The 18,265-nt window shown below is 66.7% G+C and carries 8 protein-coding genes; 6 read left to right on the top strand and 2 right to left on the bottom strand.

All coding sequences use genetic code 11. The features are described from left to right. Window positions 1-84 precede the first annotated feature (84 nt). The 4 genes from NS6_RS14770 (at window position 85) to nrdE (ending at window position 5,449) form a co-directional block, all read left to right on the top strand. Window positions 85-654 (top strand): NAD(P)H-dependent oxidoreductase, encoded by a 570-nt coding sequence (locus NS6_RS14770; RefSeq protein ID WP_068042281.1) that lies wholly within the window; start codon window positions 85-87, stop codon window positions 652-654. Window positions 655-1,268: 614 nt separating this feature from the next. Continuing rightward, window positions 1,269-1,499 carry a glutaredoxin-like protein NrdH gene (gene nrdH, locus NS6_RS14775; RefSeq protein ID WP_068041970.1) on the top strand — a complete coding sequence of 77 codons (231 nt, stop codon included), beginning with the start codon at window positions 1,269-1,271 and terminating at the stop codon, window positions 1,497-1,499. A gap of 114 nt (window positions 1,500-1,613) precedes the next feature. After that, a complete protein-coding gene (gene nrdI, locus NS6_RS14780; protein WP_068041973.1) occupies window positions 1,614-2,066 on the top strand; it encodes a class Ib ribonucleoside-diphosphate reductase assembly flavoprotein NrdI in 453 nt (150 codons plus the stop codon). Next, window positions 2,063-5,449 (top strand): class 1b ribonucleoside-diphosphate reductase subunit alpha, encoded by a 3,387-nt coding sequence (nrdE, locus tag NS6_RS14785; protein WP_084471059.1) that lies wholly within the window; start codon window positions 2,063-2,065, stop codon window positions 5,447-5,449. The genes nrdI and nrdE overlap by 4 nt, the downstream gene beginning before the upstream one ends. 115 nt (window positions 5,450-5,564) lie before the next feature. Here the strand turns inward: nrdE and NS6_RS14790 are convergent, their stop codons facing one another. Further along, entirely contained in the window at window positions 5,565-6,047 is a 483-nt protein-coding gene (locus NS6_RS14790; RefSeq protein WP_068041976.1) for a MarR family winged helix-turn-helix transcriptional regulator, read from the bottom strand. Window positions 6,048-6,123: 76 nt separating this feature from the next. Here NS6_RS14790 and NS6_RS14795 point away from each other — a divergent pair, with 76 nt between their 5' ends. Both NS6_RS14795 and NS6_RS14805 read left to right on the top strand, forming a co-directional pair. Beyond that, complete coding sequence (locus NS6_RS14795) at window positions 6,124-6,633, top strand: carboxymuconolactone decarboxylase family protein (RefSeq protein WP_068041979.1); 510 nt, start codon at window positions 6,124-6,126, stop codon at window positions 6,631-6,633. Between the two features lie 175 nt (window positions 6,634-6,808). Further along, window positions 6,809-17,083: a non-ribosomal peptide synthetase gene (locus NS6_RS14805; RefSeq protein WP_084471060.1), complete on the top strand. Its 10,275-nt coding sequence runs from the start codon at window positions 6,809-6,811 to the stop codon at window positions 17,081-17,083. A 16-nt stretch (window positions 17,084-17,099) separates the two neighbouring features. Here NS6_RS14805 and NS6_RS14810 read toward each other — a convergent pair whose 3' ends face one another. Further along, window positions 17,100-18,092, bottom strand: coding sequence for an LLM class F420-dependent oxidoreductase (locus tag NS6_RS14810; protein WP_068041990.1), 993 nt, complete (start codon window positions 18,090-18,092; stop codon window positions 17,100-17,102). Window positions 18,093-18,265: the final 173 nt, after the last annotated feature.

The raw sequence follows: 18,265 nt of genomic DNA on the forward strand, positions 1-18,265 counted from the left end.
GGCCTCCGGGGAATGTAGCGGACCATGGTCCGGTTGCTCTGTGGGCAGTGCGATCATCACACAACTAGTACCGCAGGAGTGAATATGAGCCAGACCCGTATCGTCGTCCTCTTCGGCAGCCTTCGCAGCGCCTCCTTCAGTAAGCAGGTCGCCGAGGCTGCTGTCGCCACCGCGCCGGAGGGCGCTGAGGTCTCGGTCTACGAGGGTATCGGCGATATCCCGTTCTACAACGAGGATATCGATGTACCGGGTTCGGTTCCGGCTGCCGCAGAGGCGTTGCGTGACGCGGTGGGGGCGGGTGACGGCCTGCTGTTGATCACCCCCGAATACAACGGGACGCTGCCCGCCGTATTGAAGAACGCGATCGATTGGCTGTCGAGGCCCTTCGGTGCGGGTGCGATCAAAGACAAGCCGGTCGCGATCGTGAGCGGTTCGATCAGTCCGAATGCCGCCAAGTGGGCGCACGCCGACGCGGTCAAGTCGGTGGGTATCGCCGGCGGCAAGATTGTCGACGAGGCGCATCTGCACTTCGCCGTCTGGGGCGACCGTTTCGGTGCGAACCATCCGCGTGAGGATGCCGAGACCCTGCGCGAATTGGGTGAGGCGCTGCGCGCGCTGGTCAATGCGGCGAGCGGAGAACTCGTCGACGCCTGATCGCACGAGTATCGGGCCCGGTGCGGGTGATTGCACGGCCCTCGCTCTCGGGTCGTGAAGTCGGCACTCCTGACGCTGTAGCAGGCCGCCCCATCGTGGATGGGGCGGCCTGCTGCTGTCTGGGTTCCGGGGTGTCGTCGCCGCGGCCGTTCCGTCCGGGTCACGAGGTGCTGTTGAGGTTCCGGCGACTGGTGTGACAGGCGGTGTCATTGCGTTTGCTGAAAAGGAGCTGGGCCCCGCGCATTGTGATGTGGACCACGGTTGATCCGGCGTGTTGCAACGCTGTCCTGCGGCTTACAGCCGTGAAATCACATGCTTGTGACTCGCAACATCTCGTGTTGTTTCGGAATGTCGGCCACTAGGTGTAGTGTCATCGATACCCGAAGGCGGCGGTGTGAAGAACCCGGCGAAGGCGGGTGGAACCGGCCCGGACATGGTATTTCAGGGCTGGTCCTCGGAGTTTGCGCAGGATCATCGGATCGTGCCGGCACCGCGCTCCGCAGACCGAACACAACCGGCTGCGGATCAGTCACGCGGAGGGCTCGACCCGGAGGCGGCGGTCCGTCACCACGAGACCGCGAGACACCACACATTGGCACAGGAGAGGGACTCGAATGATTACCGTGTACACCAAGCCCGCTTGCGTCCAGTGCAATGCCACCTACAAGGCTCTCGACAAGGTCGGGGTGGAGTACGAGGTCATCGATATCTCCGAAAATCACGATGCTCGCGACTATGTGATGGCTCTCGGCTATCTACAGGCCCCCGTTGTCGTCTCCGGTGACGAGCACTGGTCCGGCTTCCGGCCCGACCGCATCAAGGCGCTGGCCACCGTCGCCGCCTGAGTGCGTCAGGCCGGAGGCGGCAGCGAAGCGTGACCGCGAAGGGCCCGCGCTCGGGCGCAATAGACACCGCCTAGCGAACCGCGCCCGATTCGGTTGGGGAACAGGGGAGGTGAAATGTCCGAATCGCATACCTTGGTGTACTTCTCCAGCGCTTCGGAGAACACTCACCGATTCGTCGAGAAGCTGGATATCCCGGCCCTCCGGATCCCCCTGCACACCACCGCCGAAACGCTGCACGTCGACGAACCCTACGTGCTGATCGTCCCCACCTACGGGGGCGGTCGGCACGTCTTGGGTTCGGCTCGCTCCGATAAGGAATTCGTACCGCGCCAGGTCGCCAAGTTCCTCAACGATCGGCACAACCGCGCTCTGTTGCGTGGCGTGATCGCCGCCGGGAACACGAACTTCGGCGACACCTTCTGCTTCGCAGGTGATGTGATTTCCCGCAAATGCGGGGTGCCCTACCTGTACCGCTTCGAACTCATGGGAACCGCTGAGGACGTCGCCCGCGTCCGAGAGGGATTGGGATTGTTTTGGCAGCAACAACGACAGCACCAGCAGGTATGACGGCCCGGCTGGAGCAGCCCCCGCAACGCGAAAGCGTTCCCGGTGAGGTCTTGGACTACCACGCCCTCAACGCGATGCTGAACCTGTACGGGCCGAACGGCGAGATCCAGTTCGAGAAGGATCGCGAGGCCGCCAACCAGTACTTCCTGCAGCACGTCAACCAGAACACCGTCTTCTTCCACAACCTCGACGAGAAGCTCGACTACCTCGTCGAGGAGAAGTACTACGAGCCCGAGGTGCTCGAGCAGTACGGCCGAGCGTTCGTGAAGAAGCTGTTCCAGCAGGCCTACGACAAGAAGTTCCGGTTCCCGACCTTCCTCGGGGCGTTCAAGTACTACACCTCCTACACCCTGAAAACCTTCGACGGGAAGCGTTTCCTCGAGCGATTCGAAGACCGGGTGTGCATGGTCGCGCTCACCCTGGCCGCCGGTGACGAGGTGCTGGCGCGGCAACTGGTCGAGGAGATCATCGACGGCCGCTTCCAGCCGGCCACTCCCACCTTCCTCAATTCGGGTAAGAAGCAGCGTGGCGAACCGGTGTCCTGCTTCCCGGCGGGTACCCCGGTGGATACGGTCGACGGCCCGCGGGCCATCGAGACGCTACGTGCGGGGGATCGAGTACTTTCGCACGACGGCTCGTACTCGGTGGTCGAGGAGCTGATCGAGAATCCCAACAACCAAACCCTGGTCTCCCTTTCGCATTTCGGGCACAAAGAGCCGATTCGCTGCACCCCCGAGCATCCGATCCTGGTCTGGACCGATCGTGATGTCGAGACCCTCATAGACGGCGACGGTGCCGATCCGTTCAACGGCTTTGTATGGCTGGCTGCCCAGGATGTTCGGCCGAGCGATTTCATCGTCACGGCGGCGCCGCTGAAAACGCGAGAGCGCCGTATGTTCGATCTGATGGACTTCGTCGGTGAAGGCGTCTACGAAGAGGCGGACGGCCAGATCCGTAAGGTCAACGCGGACGCCAAGCACAGGAACAAGCAGCGTCACCATCAGCGCTTTGTTGCTGTCGATCGCTACGTCGAAGAGTGCTATGAACTCGGCCTGATCCTCGGTTGGTACCTCTCCGAGGGGTATGTGTCGAAGCGAGCCGGTGTCGAGGGCGTCCAGCCGAATGGCGTCCACTTCACACTCGGAGCGTATGAAGCCGAGTATCACGTCGAACTCGGCATGGCATTCAAGCAGGTTTTCGGGGTCGATCTTTCTCTGCACACGAATCATTCCGATCACTCCACCAAGATGGTGTGCAACAGCAAGGTGGTGGCGTCATTCCTGCTGTCGATGGCTGGAACCGGCTACAGCACGAAACGGTTGGCCCATGAGGTGATGACCGCGGACGAAGACTTCCAGCGCGGTCTGCTCGCCGGTTTGTTCCGGGGTGACGGGTGCAGCACCACCGGTGGAATGGTGCTCGATCTGGTGAATCCAGAGCTGGTAGACCAGGTGCAGCTACTGCTCAGGCGACTCGGCATCATGTCGGTTGTCCGCACTTATATCAACCAGGCCGGCAACCGGACCGGGCAGGTATTCGTGCCTGGCCTGCCCGGCACGAACGAAGAATTCATCTTCGACATCGGCAAGAACCTACACAACTACACCGGCCGTAAGGGGACAAAGCGGTCGACCTACCAGGTTGTGCACGGACGTCACGTGTACGGCATCCGGGCGATAGAGCACACCAGCGAAGCGCCGGACAAGGTGTACAACCTGCACGTCGAGGGGACGCACACTTACACAATTCGCGGCGCGGTGGTCCACAACTGCTTTTTGCTTCGCATCGAGGACAACATGGAGTCCATCGGGCGATCGATCAACTCCGCGCTGCAGTTGTCCAAGCGTGGTGGCGGGGTTGCGTTGCTGCTCAGCAATATTCGTGAGCACGGGGCGCCGATCAAGAAGATCGAGAACCAGTCCTCGGGTGTTATCCCGATCATGAAACTGCTCGAGGATTCGTTCTCCTACGCCAACCAGCTCGGGGCGCGGCAGGGGGCGGGGGCGGTGTACCTGCACGCCCACCACCCCGATATCTACCGGTTCCTCGATACCAAACGGGAGAACGCGGACGAGAAGATTCGCATCAAGACCCTCTCGCTCGGTGTGGTGATCCCCGATATCACCTTCGAACTGGCGAAGAAGAACGAGGACATGTACCTGTTCTCGCCGTATGACGTGGAACGGATCTACGGTAAGCCGTTCGCCGATATCGACGTCACCGAGAAGTACTACGAGATGGTCGACGACAAGCGGATCCGCAAGTCGAAGATCAAGGCGCGCGAGTTCTTCCAGACCATCGCCGAGCTGCAGTTCGAATCCGGCTACCCCTACATCATGTTCGAGGACACGGTGAACCGGGCCAACCCGATCGCCGGCAAGATCACCCATTCGAACCTGTGCTCGGAGATCCTGCAGGTCTCCACCCCTTCGGTGTACAACGACGATCTCACCTACGCCGAGGTGGGCAAGGACATCTCCTGCAATCTGGGGTCGCTGAACATCGCCAAGGCCATGGACTCCCCGGACTTCGCGCAGACCATCGAGACAGCGATCCGGGCGCTCACCGCGGTGTCGGATCAGACGCATATCTACTCGGTGCCCTCCATCGAACAGGGCAACAACTCTTCGCACGCCATCGGCCTGGGGCAGATGAACTTGCACGGCTTCCTGGCGCGGGAACGGATCCACTACGGGTCCGAAGAGGGCCTGGATTTCACCAACATCTACTTCTACACCGTGGTCTACCACGCCCTGCGCGCCTCGAATCTGCTTGCGCAGGAACGTGGTACATACTTCGGTGGGTTCCCGGAGTCGAAGTACGCCAGCGGTGAATACTTCGACAAGTACACCGATCAGGTGTGGGAGCCGAAAACCGATCGGGTCGCGCAACTGTTCGCCGGCGCCGATATCCACCTCCCCACCCAGGACGATTGGCGGCAGCTGAAGGCCGCGGTCATGGAACACGGCCTCTACAACCAGAATCTGCAGGCTGTTCCGCCGACCGGTTCGATCTCCTACATCAACCACTCCACCAGTTCCATTCACCCGGTGGCGTCGAAGATCGAGATTCGCAAGGAAGGCAAGATCGGCCGCGTCTACTATCCGGCCCCGTACATGACCAACGACAACCTGGACTACTACCAGGACGCGTATGAGATCGGCTACGAGAAGATCATCGACACCTACGCCGCCGCCACCCAGCATGTGGACCAGGGCCTGTCGCTGACACTGTTCTTCAAGGACACCGCCAGCACTCGCGACCTGAACCGCGCCCAGATCTACGCCTGGCGCAAGGGCATCAAAACCCTCTACTACATCCGCCTGCGGCAGATGGCGCTGGAAGGCACCGAGGTCGAGGGCTGCGTGAGCTGCATGCTCTGACAGCGGAAACTTCGTACCCGGCGCGGGCAGGCATCGAAGCCGGCCCGCGCCGGTGCTCTTCCGGGAGTGGTGAGGTCGCGGCCTGCGGGGGCCGGTATCCACCACTGTTGCGTGATCAATCACCCAGCCACTGCGTGGCATCGAGCCGGAAAGCGCTCGGTGCGGCCACGGTGTGCAGACTGTCCTCCAGTGCACGCAATTGTTGCTCGCCCAGTGTGTGCGACCACTGCGCGCGCAGCCGGTCGAGGATCGCGGCCGAGCGGGTGAGCATGTCGTATCCGTGCGCGGTGGGGCGCACCAGCCGGCGGCGCGCGTCGGTGGGGTCGGTGGCGCGTTCGGCGTAGCCGAGGTCGATGAGGCGATCGACGGTTTTGCCCGCGGCCTGTTTGGAGATTCCGAGCCGGCGGCCGATATCGCTGGCGGTCGCTCCGTCCGGGCCGATTGCCTGCATGGCGAAGCCGTGGGCGGGTCGCGCATGGGGGTGGCCCTGGCGGGCGAGTTGGTCGTGTAGCTCGTCGATGAGGGTGCGGAATCCCGCCAGCAGGAGCAACGGAAGTTCGTAACCTGCCCGGTGGGAGTCTGTGTTTTCCCGGGTCATCGCACCCCCTTGGCTATATAGACAACCTGGTTTACTATCAGTTCGTCAACCATGTTGTCCATATTAGGAGGCCGTGATGTTCGCCCCGCATACAGTCGAAACCGCTCCCGAGGGATCGCGCGCAACGATGGCTGCCATGGCCGGCGCCGGGGGCGGAGTGGTGCCCGACGCTGTCGCCAGGCTGGCCGCCTCACCGGAACTACTGACCGGGTTCCTGGATATGACCGCGCGATTCGACCGGTGCACGCTGGATCCGATCGCGCGGGAGGTGGTCATCATGACGGTGGCGGTACACAACGACTGCCACATATGTATTGCAATGCACGCCGGCAAGCTGCGGAAACTCGGTGCCCCGCCGGAACTGGCCGCGGCCCTGCGCGGGCAGCAGCCACTCGCCGATGAGCGCCTCGAAGCGGTCCGGGTATTCACCCGCGAGGTCATGGCCACCGCCGGCGCCGTGGATACTCGGGCGGTCGAGGCATTCTCGGCGCACGGATACACCGAGCGCAACGCGCTCGAGGTCGTACTGGGCGTCGGGACGTACACGCTCTCGACATTCGCCAACCGGCTGGTCAGAGCTGCGTAGGCGACTCTGTCCGTGGACAGTTCCGCCGGTTCACCTCCCTGGCGGAATCGGTGATGGCGGCCTCCCGGTCCGGACCCCGGCCGACACATGCGCGCCTGTATCCACGAGCCCCTGTCGTTGATGCCGGGGGAAATAGGGTCTGTGGGGCGATTCGGGCCGCTGTGAGTATTGCCCGGTGGACAACGGTTCGATTTTCCCTCTCTCACCCGGGCAGCTGGGAATATGGTTCGCCCAGCAGCTGGCGCCGGAAGTGCCCTTCGTCGTCGCGCAGTACGTCGAGGTGCGGGGAGAGCTCGACCCCGAACTGCTCGATGCGGCCTGCCGGCGCGCGGGACGAGAGATCGGGTCGGCCTTTGTCCGCATAGTGGAGATCGGCGGGCAGCCGTGGCAGCACGTGGTCGATACGGCGGAGGCCGGTCTGGCGCTGGTGGATCTGCGCGCCGAATCCGACCCCGAATCGGCCGCGCACGCGTGGATGCGCCGCGATTTCGAGACGCCGCGGGAACTCATCGGCAACCAGCTGGTGCATTCCGCGTTGCTGCGGTTGGACGAGCACCGGTGGTACTGGTATGCGCGGGCGCACCACGTGGTGCTCGACGGCCTGGGCGCGATGAATTTCCTGCTCAGGGTGGCCGAAATCTATGGGGCCCTGATATCGGGAGACCGGCCGCCGTCGTGCCGGACGGGTTCGCCGGTCGAACTGTACGACGAGGAGATCGCCTATCTCGAATCTCCGCGCCACGACCGGGACCGGGAGTACTGGCGCGAACGCACGCTGGGCCTTGCCGATTCGGTTCTGTCCGAGCGGCATACGAGGTACGCGGCACATCCGGTGGTTGCCGCCGGCTCGGGGACGGTCGGCGCACTACGAGCCGCCGCCCAACGGCACAACTGCAGTGTCGCGACGTTCGCGGTGGCCGCGGCGGCGCTGTTCTGTGCCCGGATGCTGGATCGGACCGATATCGTGCTGACCCTGCCGGTCTCGGGCCGGACCAGTGCGGTGGCGAAGCGGTCCGGTGGCATGCTCGCGAATCTCGTGCCGCTGCGGATCGAGGTGTTACCGGATTCCGATATCGCCGATCTCGTCGCGCGGGCCCAGCGGGCGATTACGGGTGCGCTACGCCACCAGCGGTATCGGCACGAGAACATCCGGCGTGATGCCGGTAGGACGAGCGCGGCCGGCGGGCAGTTCGGGCCGATCGTGAACGTCATGCTGTTCGAGGACACCATCCGGCTGGGCGGGCGGGCCGGCCGGCTGCGGGTGCTCAGCTCCGGTCCGATCGACGATCTGCTCATCAACCTGTACACCGACGGGCACGAAGACGGGCTGCGCGCCGACTTCCAGGGCAACCCGCACAGTTACACCGAGACCGAGCTCGCCGTGCGCCGGCGGCTTTTCCTACGGGTGCTGGACGAGCTGGTGATGGCAACGGTAACGACCCGGCTCGCCGATATCGAGCTGCTCGACGAGACCGAACGCACCGCGCTCTGCCGTGACCGCAACGCCACCGGCCACCCCGTGACGGCGACCACCCTGGCGGCGCGGTTCGTGGCCCGGGCGCGCAGCACGCCGGATGCGCCGGCGCTGCGAGACGGTGCACGATCGTGGACCTACGCCCGGTTCCACAGTGAGGTGAATCGACGGGCGCGGTATCTGATCGGGCTCGGTGTCGGACCCGAGGTACGGGTCGCGGTGGCGCTGCACCGGTCTGCGGACCAGGTGTGCTGGTTGTGCGCCGTCACCGTCGCCGGTGGCGCCTATGTTCCGGTGGATCCGGAGCATCCGCGGTTGCGTATCGCGCATATGCTGCGATCGGTGCAACCGTCGGTGCTGCTCACCGCGGGCGGCGAGGACCTCGGTGCGCCCGCGCAGACCACTGTCGTCGCAGTCTCCGATATGGATACGACCGCCTGGGCCGACACGGAAATCGAAGACGGTGACCGGATAGCACCGTTGCGACCGGGGCATGCCGCCTCCGTACTCTTCACCTCCGGCTCGACCGGTCTGCCGAAGGGGGTGGTGACCACCCACGCCGCTATCGACCACCAGTTCCGCTGGGCACAGGACGAGTACCGGTTGGGCGACTCCGATGTGGTGCTCTACAAGACCCCGCTCACCTTCGATATCGCGATGTGGGAAGTGTTCTGGCCGCTGCAGGCCGGAGCGTGTGTCGCCGTCGCCGCACCGGAGGCGCACCGCGATCTCGCGGAACTGGACCGGGCGATCACCGAGTACCGGGTGACGACCCTGCATCTGGTGCCGACCGTGCTGGCGAACTATCTGGCCACCGGACCGGCGCCGGCGACTTCTTTGCGCCGGGTGTTCGCGGCGGGCGAAGAACTACCGGCCGCGCTGGTCACGGAGTTCGAGAAATGGACGACCGCGGCGTTGTTCAACTGGTACGGGCCCGCCGAAGCGCAGGTGGTGACGGCAGCGCCGATCCGCAGCGCGACCGGGGTGCCGATTGGTGCGCCGGTGTGGAATATGCGGGTCTATGTGCTGGACAGCCGATTGCGACCGGTGCCGGTGGGAGTCCGCGGGGAACTGTACGTGGCCGGCGCGCAAATCGCGCGCGGCTATGTGTCCGGCGCAGGTGCGACGGCGGCGCGTTTCGTGGCCGACCCGTTCGGGCCTGCCGGGTCGCGCCTGTACCGGACCGGGGACGCGGTGCGCTGGAATACCGCGGGCGCGCTGGAGTATCTGGGTCGTACCGACCGGCAGGTCAAACTGCACGGTGTCCGTATGGAACTCGACGAGATCGCCGCGGGGTTGCGTGCCTGCCAGGGCGTGGTCCGGGCGGCCGCGGCGGTGCGCGAGGTCGCAGGGGAACGGCGGCTGGTCGGCTACGTGGTCACCGCTGCGGGCGCGACGGTGGGATCGGGTGAAGTTCTGCACGACCTCGCCCGGCGCCTGCCGCGCGCCATGGTGCCCGTGACCGTGGTGGTGCTGCCGGAGCTGCCGGTGAACGCGAACGGCAAGCTGGACCGGGAGGCGCTGCCTGCACCACTTGTCTCCGGTTCGACCTACGAAGAGCCTGCCGGCATCACCGAACAACTGATCGCCGCCTGCTTCTCCGACATTCTGGCTGTGCCGGATGTGGGCCGCAACGACGACTTCTTCGCTCTGGGCGCGAACTCCATGGACGCGGCGCAACTCGCGGCCCGGCTGGCGGGCGCGCTGCGGGTCACGGTGTCGGTGCGGGAAATCTTCGATGCGCCGACGGTCGCCGCTCTCGCAGACGTTGTTTCCGGACGGTCCGTGACCGATGGGGCGCGAATCGGTGCGGGGCCACGCCCGGACCGAATCCCCCTCTCGCCTGCCCAGCAGCGGATGTGGTTGCGCAACCAGGCCGATCCGGAGTCGCCCGTGGACAATATGTGTGCCGCGGTGCGTATCTCGGGTTCCCTCGATATCGCGGCTCTGCGCACCGCGCTCGGCGATATCGCCGGACGGCACGAATCGCTGCGCACCCGGTATCCGGTGGTGGATGGCTCTCCCGCGCAATTGATCTGCGTGCCCGGCGAGGTCATGGTACTTCCCGATCCGGTCACCGTCCCGGCTGCGGATCTCGATCGCGAGATCATCGCGTTGGCCCGCCGCGGCTTCGACGTCACCGCCGAGGTACCTCTTCGGGCAGCACTTTTTGCGCTGAGTCCCGGCGAACACGTATTCGCCTACGTGGTGCACCACATCAGCGCGGACGGCTGGTCGGCACGGCCGTTCACGGCCGACCTCATGACCGCTTACGCCGCCCGGGCACAGGGGAGCGAACCGGAATGGCAGCCCCTTCCTGTGCAGTTCGCGGAGGCGGCGCGGTGGCAGTCGGACCGGCTCGGAGCGGCCGCGGATCCGCGGAGTCTGCGGGCACGCCAGTCCCGTTTCTGGCGGGAAACGCTGGCCGGGGTCCCGGAGGAACTGCCGTTACCCGTCGACCGTCCGCGGTCGACGGCGCCGTCGTGGGAGGGCGGGCGATGCCGATTCGTGGTCGACTCGAACCTCACCGAGAGGTTGACGGCATTGGCCCGGAATCACCAGGCAACAGTGTTCATGGCGGCCCACGCGGTGTTCGCGGTGCTACTGGCCCGGATGACGGGTAGCGACGATATCTGCGTGGGCACCCCGGTCGCGGGCCGGCCGGTGGCGGAGTTCGACGGTGTGGTCGGGATGTTCGTCAATACCCTCATCCTGCGCAGCGTGATCGATGGTAATCGGGGTTTCGCGGATGCCCTGACCGAGGTGCGCCGCACCGACCTGGCGGCCTTCGAGCACGCGGACCTGCCGTTCGAAGAAGTGGTGCAGACGGTCGCCGGGCCCACCGGGCGGCCTCCGTTGTTCCGCGTGGCATTCTCTTTCGAGAACCAGCCCACCGGCGAACTCGAGTTACCGGGCCTGGCGGTGCGTTCGATCGATATCGATCCCGGAGTGGCCAGGTTCGACCTCGCGCTGATCATGCGGCCGGCAGTCGATACCCGGGGCCGCGCGCAGTTGGAGGCCGAGTTCACCTACGCGAGAGACCTGTTCGACGAGAAGACGATACGTTTCTGGGCCGCGAGTTGGCTGCGGCTGGCCGCCGGAGTGGTGGCCGGCCCGCGAACACCGGTGGGGGATATCGATTTCCACGAGACCACGCCCACCGGGCCGTCCGTATCCGAGTCGGCCGGGCGCACGCTCGGCGAAATCCTCACCGCGGCGTTGCCCTGGGCCCGGGACCGTATCGCGGTCGTGGACGGTGACCGCGAGATCGGCTACGGCGAGCTCGATACCTGGTCCGGCCGTGTGGCCGGGCAGTTGATCGAGCGAGGTATCGGGCCGGGGGATGTGGTCGCCATCCACGCCCCGCGGTCCGCCGAGCTCCTGGTGGGTGTTTGGGCGGTGGCGAAATCCGGTGCGGCGTACCTCCCGGTCGATCCCGCTTTCCCGAAGGACCGGATCGACTGGATACTGGCCGACTCCGCGGCGGCCCTCGGCCTGACCACCGGTGGTTGCGCCGGTGACGTGTGCGGGCGGATCGACTGGATATCCCTCGACCGTGCCCGGCAGGAATCCGGCGGCACGGACCGGTTTTACACCGAGCCGGTGCCCGTCCGCCGCCCATATCCGGCGGACCTCGCGTACGTGCAGTACACCTCGGGTTCGACCGGCAGGCCGAAAGGGGTGGCGGTCACCCATAGCGGGCTCGACCCGTTGTTCGAGACGATCACCGCACAGCTCGGGGTGAAATCCGGGGCGCGTGTCCTGCACGTGTGTGCTCCGACCTTCGACCCGTCGGTGCTCGAATGGATGCTGGCTTTCGGCAACGGCGCCACCCTGGTGGTCGTGCCGCCGGATATCGTCGGGGGCACCGCGCTCGACGACCTCATCGCCACCCGGAACGTCACGTACGCGGTGACCCCGCCCGCGATACTGGCGACTCTCGAACCCGCCCGCCATACGGGGTTGCGCGGGCTCGTGGTGGGCGGCGATATCTCCGACCCCGAACTGGTGGACCGCTGGGCGGTGGACCAGGTCTATCTCAACGGGTACGGCCCGACCGAGGCGACGGTCATTTCGGTGGCCGAGGCTCTGGAGCCCGGCCGGCCGGTGCTGATCGGGGACGCCACCCCGGGTAACGCTGTCCGAGTTCTCGACCGGCGCCTGCGGCCGGTCCCGCCCGGGGTGACCGGCGAGCTCTACGTCACCGGTACCGGGCTCGCCCGCGGATATCTGGGGGCGCCCGGCCGCACCGCCGGGAGTTTCGTGGCCGATCCGTGGTCGGCTACCGGAGCCCGGATGTACCGGACCGGTGATCTGGTCCGGATCCGGGCGCACGGGACGCCGACAGGGCTCGAGTATCTCGGGCGCACGGACTTCCAGTTGAAAATTCGCGGGATCCGCCTCGAACCCGGGGAGGTGGACGCGGTGCTGTCGCGGCACGAGACGGTGCGCGCTTCGGTCACAGTGGGGAGCGCGGCGCCTTCCGGGGACCTGATGCTGGTCTCTTATGTCGTTGCCGCACCGGGCTTTCCGATCGATACAGCGCAGCTGCGTGTTTTTGCGCGCGGCGTGCTCGCCGCCCACGCCGTGCCCGCCCGTATCGTCGTCCTCGACCGGTTTCCGCTCACCACGGCCGGCAAGGTCGACCGTGCCGCCCTGCCCGAACCTGTGCTCGGTGATGTGGCGTCCGCGGCTCCGGCGGATGCGGTCGAGCGGGCGGTGCGGGAGGTGTTCGCCGAACTGCTCGGCGTCGAAGTGGCCGGTCCGGATGCCGATTTCTTCGAACTGGGCGGTAATTCGCTGGCCGCCGCCCGGCTGTGCGCGCGGCTCGGTGCCGTCTTCGCCGCCGAGGTGCCGATGCGGACGATTTTCGAATCGCCGACCGTGGCCGGGCTGGCCGCGCGGATCCGGGAGCTCGCAGGTTCGGGAGGGCGGCGGGTGACCCCCGTGCCCGAGCGGCCGGCCCGGGTGCCGCTCGCCCCGGCGCAACAGCGCCTCTGGTTCCAGAACCGTTTCGATCCCGCGTCCGCGGTGGACAACATCCCGATCGCCGCACATATCCGGGGGCCACTCGATATCGCCGCGCTGCGGGCCGCGATCGCCGACGTCCTCGCGCGCCACGAACCGTTGCGAACGGTGTATCCCGAAGATGTCCGCGGTGGCCCCTGGCAATCGATCTCGGGGATCGCCGAGCCGGAGCTCGGACTTTCGGCGGTGCCGGTCGAGCCCGCCGACCTCCGGGACCGGCTGGCGACCTTCGCGGCTATGGGATTCGACCTCGTCCGCGATCTGCCGGTGCGGGTCCGGCTGTTCCGGTTGGATAGGCAGCATCACGTACTCGCCGTGGTAATCCACCACATCAGCGCGGACGGCTGGTCGGCCCGGCCGCTGTCGATCGACCTGCTGACCGCGTATTCGGCGCGCGCCGCCGGAGCTGCCCCGCAGTTCCCGGCCCAGCCGGTGACCTACGCCGACTACGCGATCCGGCAGGTGGAATGGCTGGGTGACGCCGCGGACCCGGACACGCCGATGGGACGACAGTCGGCGTACTGGCGGGAGCGCCTGGCCGGGCTACCCGGGCGGCTTCCGCTGCCGTTCGACCGACCTGCGCCCGCGGTCGCTTCGGGAGCGGGCGCGGCGCTGCGGATCGAGTTCGATCCGGAGACCGTCGCTGCGCTGAGCCGAACGGCGGTGACGTCCGGTGCCTCCCGGTTCATGGTGGTGCACGCCGCGCTCGCGGTGACCTTGGCCCGGCTCACCGGTTGCGCCGATATCGCCATCGGGACACCGGTCGCCGGGCGTGGGGCAGCCGAACTCGACGACGTGGTCGGCATGTTCGTCAATATGGTGGTACTGCGCACCCCGGTCGATCTCGCGGCCTCGTTCACGGATCTGCTGGCAACGGTTCGCGATACCGATCTCGAGGCCTTCGCCCATGCCGATATCCCCTTCGAACGAGTGGTCCAGGAACTCGACCCGGCCCGCCGGCGCGATCACCATCCGCTGTTCCAGGTCGTACTCACCGAGGAGGTCGAGACACGATCGGTGGCGGCGGCCGCGGGGATCACGATGCAACTCGTAGAACCCGATATCCGCACCGCCGAGTTCGATCTGCAACTCACCCTCAGCGATACCGCGGCCGGTATCAGCGGGTATTTCACCTATGCGACAGACCTTTTCGATGAAGCCACGGTCCGGCGCATCGGTGACGCCCTGCGGCGGGTGCTGCGTGCCGTCGCCTCCGGTACCGCGACGCCGGTGGGGGATATCGCCCTGCTCGGTGCTGCGGAATACGCGCGGCTCGTGCGCCCGGTACAGCGGGAACAGCGAGATGACACGACACTCGCCGATCTCTTCGAGGCGGCAGTACGCCTCGACCCGGACGCGGTTGCCGTGCGCTTCGGCGCAATATCGCTGACCTACCGGGAGCTCGACACCGACTCCCGCACGCTGGCACAGCGGCTGGTGCGGCTGGGGGCCGGGCCGGAAGCCCGCGTTGCGGTGGCGCTACCGCGCGGTGTGGGGCTGATCGTCGCGATCGTCGCGGTGATCCGGGCGGGTGCCGCCTATGTGCCGATCGACCCCGCGTACCCGCCCGAACGTATCCGGTACGTACTCGGGGAAGTAGCGCCGCGCTGTGTCCTCGCGACGGTGGACTCTGCCATCGAGGCCCCCGCCGGGGTGCCGGTACTCGACCCGGCCCAGTGGGAGAACAGCGAATCCGAGCCTCCTTCGAGCGCGCTGCCGCGGGCCCGTCCCGGCAACGTCGCCTACATCGTCTATACCTCGGGGTCGACCGGCCGCCCGAAAGGTGTGGCGGTGACCCACGCGAATATCGTGGCGCTGCTGCGGCAGGCCGGGACCCTGCTCGAGCTGAACAGCACCGACGTCTGGTCGATGGTGCATTCTTCCGCGTTCGACTTCTCGGTGTGGGAGATGTGGGGTGCGCTGACCACAGGCGCGAGTCTCGTGGTCGCCGACCAGCACACGGTGCGCTCCCCTCGGCACCTGCACGAGCTGTTGTCGCGGGAGCGGGTCAGCATCCTGAACCAGACACCGAGCGCATTCGCCGCGCTCGACGCGGCCGATACGGCAGCGGATGCGCCACTGGCGTTGCGTCGTATCGTCTTCGGCGGTGAGCCGCTCGAACCGAGCAGCCTGATGCCGCTGTTCCGCCGATACGGGGACAACGCCCCCCGGATCAGCAATATGTTCGGAATCACCGAGACCACCGTCCATCTGACCCATGCCGAGCTGGGCCCCACCGCAGCGGGGCCGCGGGCCGCGGGAACTCCGGTGGGCCGGCCACTCGACGGCGTGGGGATCCGCGTACTCGATTCCCGGCTCCATCCCGTCCCGGCCGGGATCGTCGGTGAGATCTACCTGGCGGGAGCCCAGGTCTCCCGCGGTTACGCCGAGCGGCCGGGACTCACCGCGACCCGTTTCGTCGCCGATCCCTTCGCCCGCGGCGGCGTGCTCTACCGTTCCGGCGATCTCGGCCGGTGGAACGAATCCGGTGAGCTGGAGCATCACGGCCGCGCCGACCGGCAGGTGCAGTTACGGGGGTTCCGCATCGAGCCCGCCGAAATCGAAACAGCACTGCGGACCTGCCCGGGTGTGCACGCCGCGGCGGTAATCGTCGACCACGATGCGAGCACAGGATCCCGGCTGCTCGGTTACGCCGCCGTCGGTGCCACGGCTACCGCACCTGCGGACGGGCACGCGTTGCGGGATGTGCTGCGCACGCAGGTACCCGCACATATGGTTCCCGACGCCGTGGTCGTCGTCGCCGAACTGCCGCTCACCGGGACCGGGAAACTGGATGCCGCGGCCCTGCCCCGGCCGCGTTTCGATTCCGGCCGCGGGTATCGCGCACCCAGCAGCGATCTGGAACAGCGGATTGCGGGTGTCTTCGCCGACGTATTGGACGTGGCGCGGGTCGGGGCCGACGACTCCTTCTTCGATCTCGGCGGGAACTCGATGGTCGCCACCACCCTGCTCGCCCGCCTACGCGACGAGACCGGTGTGGACACGGCCCTGCCGTGGCTGTTCGCCGACCCCACCCCCGCGGGCCTCGCCCGGCGGATCACCGATTCGCACGCAGATTCCACCTCGACAGCCGAAACCGCACTCGCGCCGGTCCTGCCGATCAGGGCGACAGGGACCGGGCTACCGCTGTTCTGCATCCATCCGGTGATGGGGCTGTCGTGGAGTTTCGCCGGCCTCAGTGCGGAGGTGGCCTGCCCGCTGTACGGGATCCAGTCGCCGGCGATCACCGAGACCACCGCCGCGCCGGAGTCGATCGACGATCTCGCTGCCGACTACCTCCGCCGCATCCGCGCGGTGCAGGCCCGCGGTCCTTACCGCCTGCTCGGCTGGTGCTACGGCGGGCTCATCGCGCACGCGATGGCGGTACAGCTACAGCAGCAGGGCGAGCGGGTCGAGTTGCTGGGCATGCTCGACTCCTTCGCCGGCGACGTCGGATACCTCGGCGAGCAGCCGGTGACGGTCGGCAATCTGATCGGCCAGCTGGGAACCGATCAGCTGGTCGATATCCCGGCCGGCGAGTTCACCCTCGACCAGGCGATGCAGCTGCTGTCCACGCTCCCCGGGCCGTTCGGGGCGCTCACCGAGGAGAGGATGCAGCGGATATTCGCCGGTGTACTGAACGCGCAGCAGATCGGCCCGCGGCACCGCCCGGGGATCTACCGGGGCGACCTCATATTTTTCACCGCCGACCGGGACGACCGCGGGTCCGGCCGCGCCGCCGGAGCCTGGCGTCGCCATATCTCCGGCCGGGTGCACGAGACCGCGGTCGATGCCACTCACTGGGAGATCGCGTCACCGCGGTCGCTACGGACGATCGGGAGGGTGCTGGCACCGCTACTCGATTCCGCTACAGGGATGGCCGGGCCCCGTCCGGACCGGGCGGATACGCCGTCCCGTCCGGACGGGACGGTTTCCCTGGTCTCGTAGGCCGCTGCGGTGGCGGTCAGGACAGCGCCGGAAGTACTTCCCGTTCCAGGAGTTCGATACCGCTCGTGTCGTAAGCCGCCTCCGGGAAATTGAAGATGGCGTAACCCAGGCCGCGATCGCGGACGGCCGACAGCTTCTCGACGATCTGTTCCGGGGTGCCGACGGCGGCACCGCCGGTGGTCAGATTGTCGATATAGGCGCGGGCCTTCTCCTCGCCCAGGACCGGGGCGAGCCGCGCAGCGTTCTCGGATTTACGCTGCTCGACCTCGGCTTCGGTGCCGCCGATGACGACGTTGAAGTTGGCGCTGCGCACGATGGCGTCGAAATCGGTGCCGACATCGGCACAGTGGTCACGCAGGATCTCCGATTTGTGGGTGAACTCTTCCAGGTTGCCGGCGAAGTTCGTGTAGTTCGCGTATTTCGCGGCGATACGCAGGGTTTTCTTCTCGCCACCGCCGGCGATCCACAGCGGGATCCCGTCCTCCTGCACCGGCAGCGGTCGCACGATCGCGTTGTCCACTCGGTAGTACTTGCCGTCCAGGGTGGCGGTGCCCGAGCGCCAGGCCTGCCGGAAGATCTGTACGCCTTCGTCCAGCCGGCCCAGCCGTTCCCCAGCGGTGGGGAAGCCGTACCCGTAGGCGCGCCATTCGTGTTCGTACCAGCCGCCGCCGATCCCCATCTCCGTGCGGCCGCCGGAGATCAGGTCGACGGTCGCCGCGACCTTCGCCAGGTAGCCCGGGTTGCGGTAGCTCATCGCGGTACACATCTGCCCCAGCCGCACCCGTGCGGTGGTCGCCGCGAAGGCCGACATCAGGCTCCATGCCTCATGGGTGGCTTCCTCGGTGGGTTCGGGCACGGTGTGGAAGTGGTCGTACACCCACAGCGATTCCCATACCGGATTCGCGTCGGCGCGTGCCGCGAGGCCCCGCATCACCTGCCACTGCGCGGCGGGTTCGATACCGACCAGATCCAGCCGCCAACCCTGGGGGATGAAGATTCCGAAGCGCACAACACTCTCCTCCGTTGTCCGGGCCCGCAGGCCGCACGAGACATACCTCGGACTCCACTCTGTCTGCCGACCGGTGTCCGGGCAACGCTTGCGCTCCCGGCGCGCGGAATCGGGTCACTGCCGCCCGGTACCCGAGCTCGAAGCGATCCGGAAACGCGTCCGGACCCGGTCCT

The organism is Nocardia speluncae NBRC 108251 (assembly GCF_001613245.1).
GTDB lineage: Bacteria > Actinomycetota > Actinomycetes > Mycobacteriales > Mycobacteriaceae > Nocardia > Nocardia speluncae.

Excerpts from the sequence above, each read along its gene's own strand:
- NS6_RS14770 (WP_068042281.1), top strand. The coding sequence starts at position 85 with ATGAGCCAGACCCGTATCGTCGTCCTCTTCGGCAGCCTTCGCAGCGCC.
- nrdH (WP_068041970.1), top strand. The coding sequence starts at position 1,269 with ATGATTACCGTGTACACCAAGCCCGCTTGCGTCCAGTGCAATGCCACC.
- nrdI (WP_068041973.1), top strand. The coding sequence starts at position 1,614 with ATGTCCGAATCGCATACCTTGGTGTACTTCTCCAGCGCTTCGGAGAAC.
- nrdE (WP_084471059.1), top strand. The coding sequence starts at position 2,063 with ATGACGGCCCGGCTGGAGCAGCCCCCGCAACGCGAAAGCGTTCCCGGT.
- NS6_RS14790 (WP_068041976.1), bottom strand. The coding sequence starts at position 6,047 with ATGACCCGGGAAAACACAGACTCCCACCGGGCAGGTTACGAACTTCCG.
- NS6_RS14795 (WP_068041979.1), top strand. The coding sequence starts at position 6,124 with ATGTTCGCCCCGCATACAGTCGAAACCGCTCCCGAGGGATCGCGCGCA.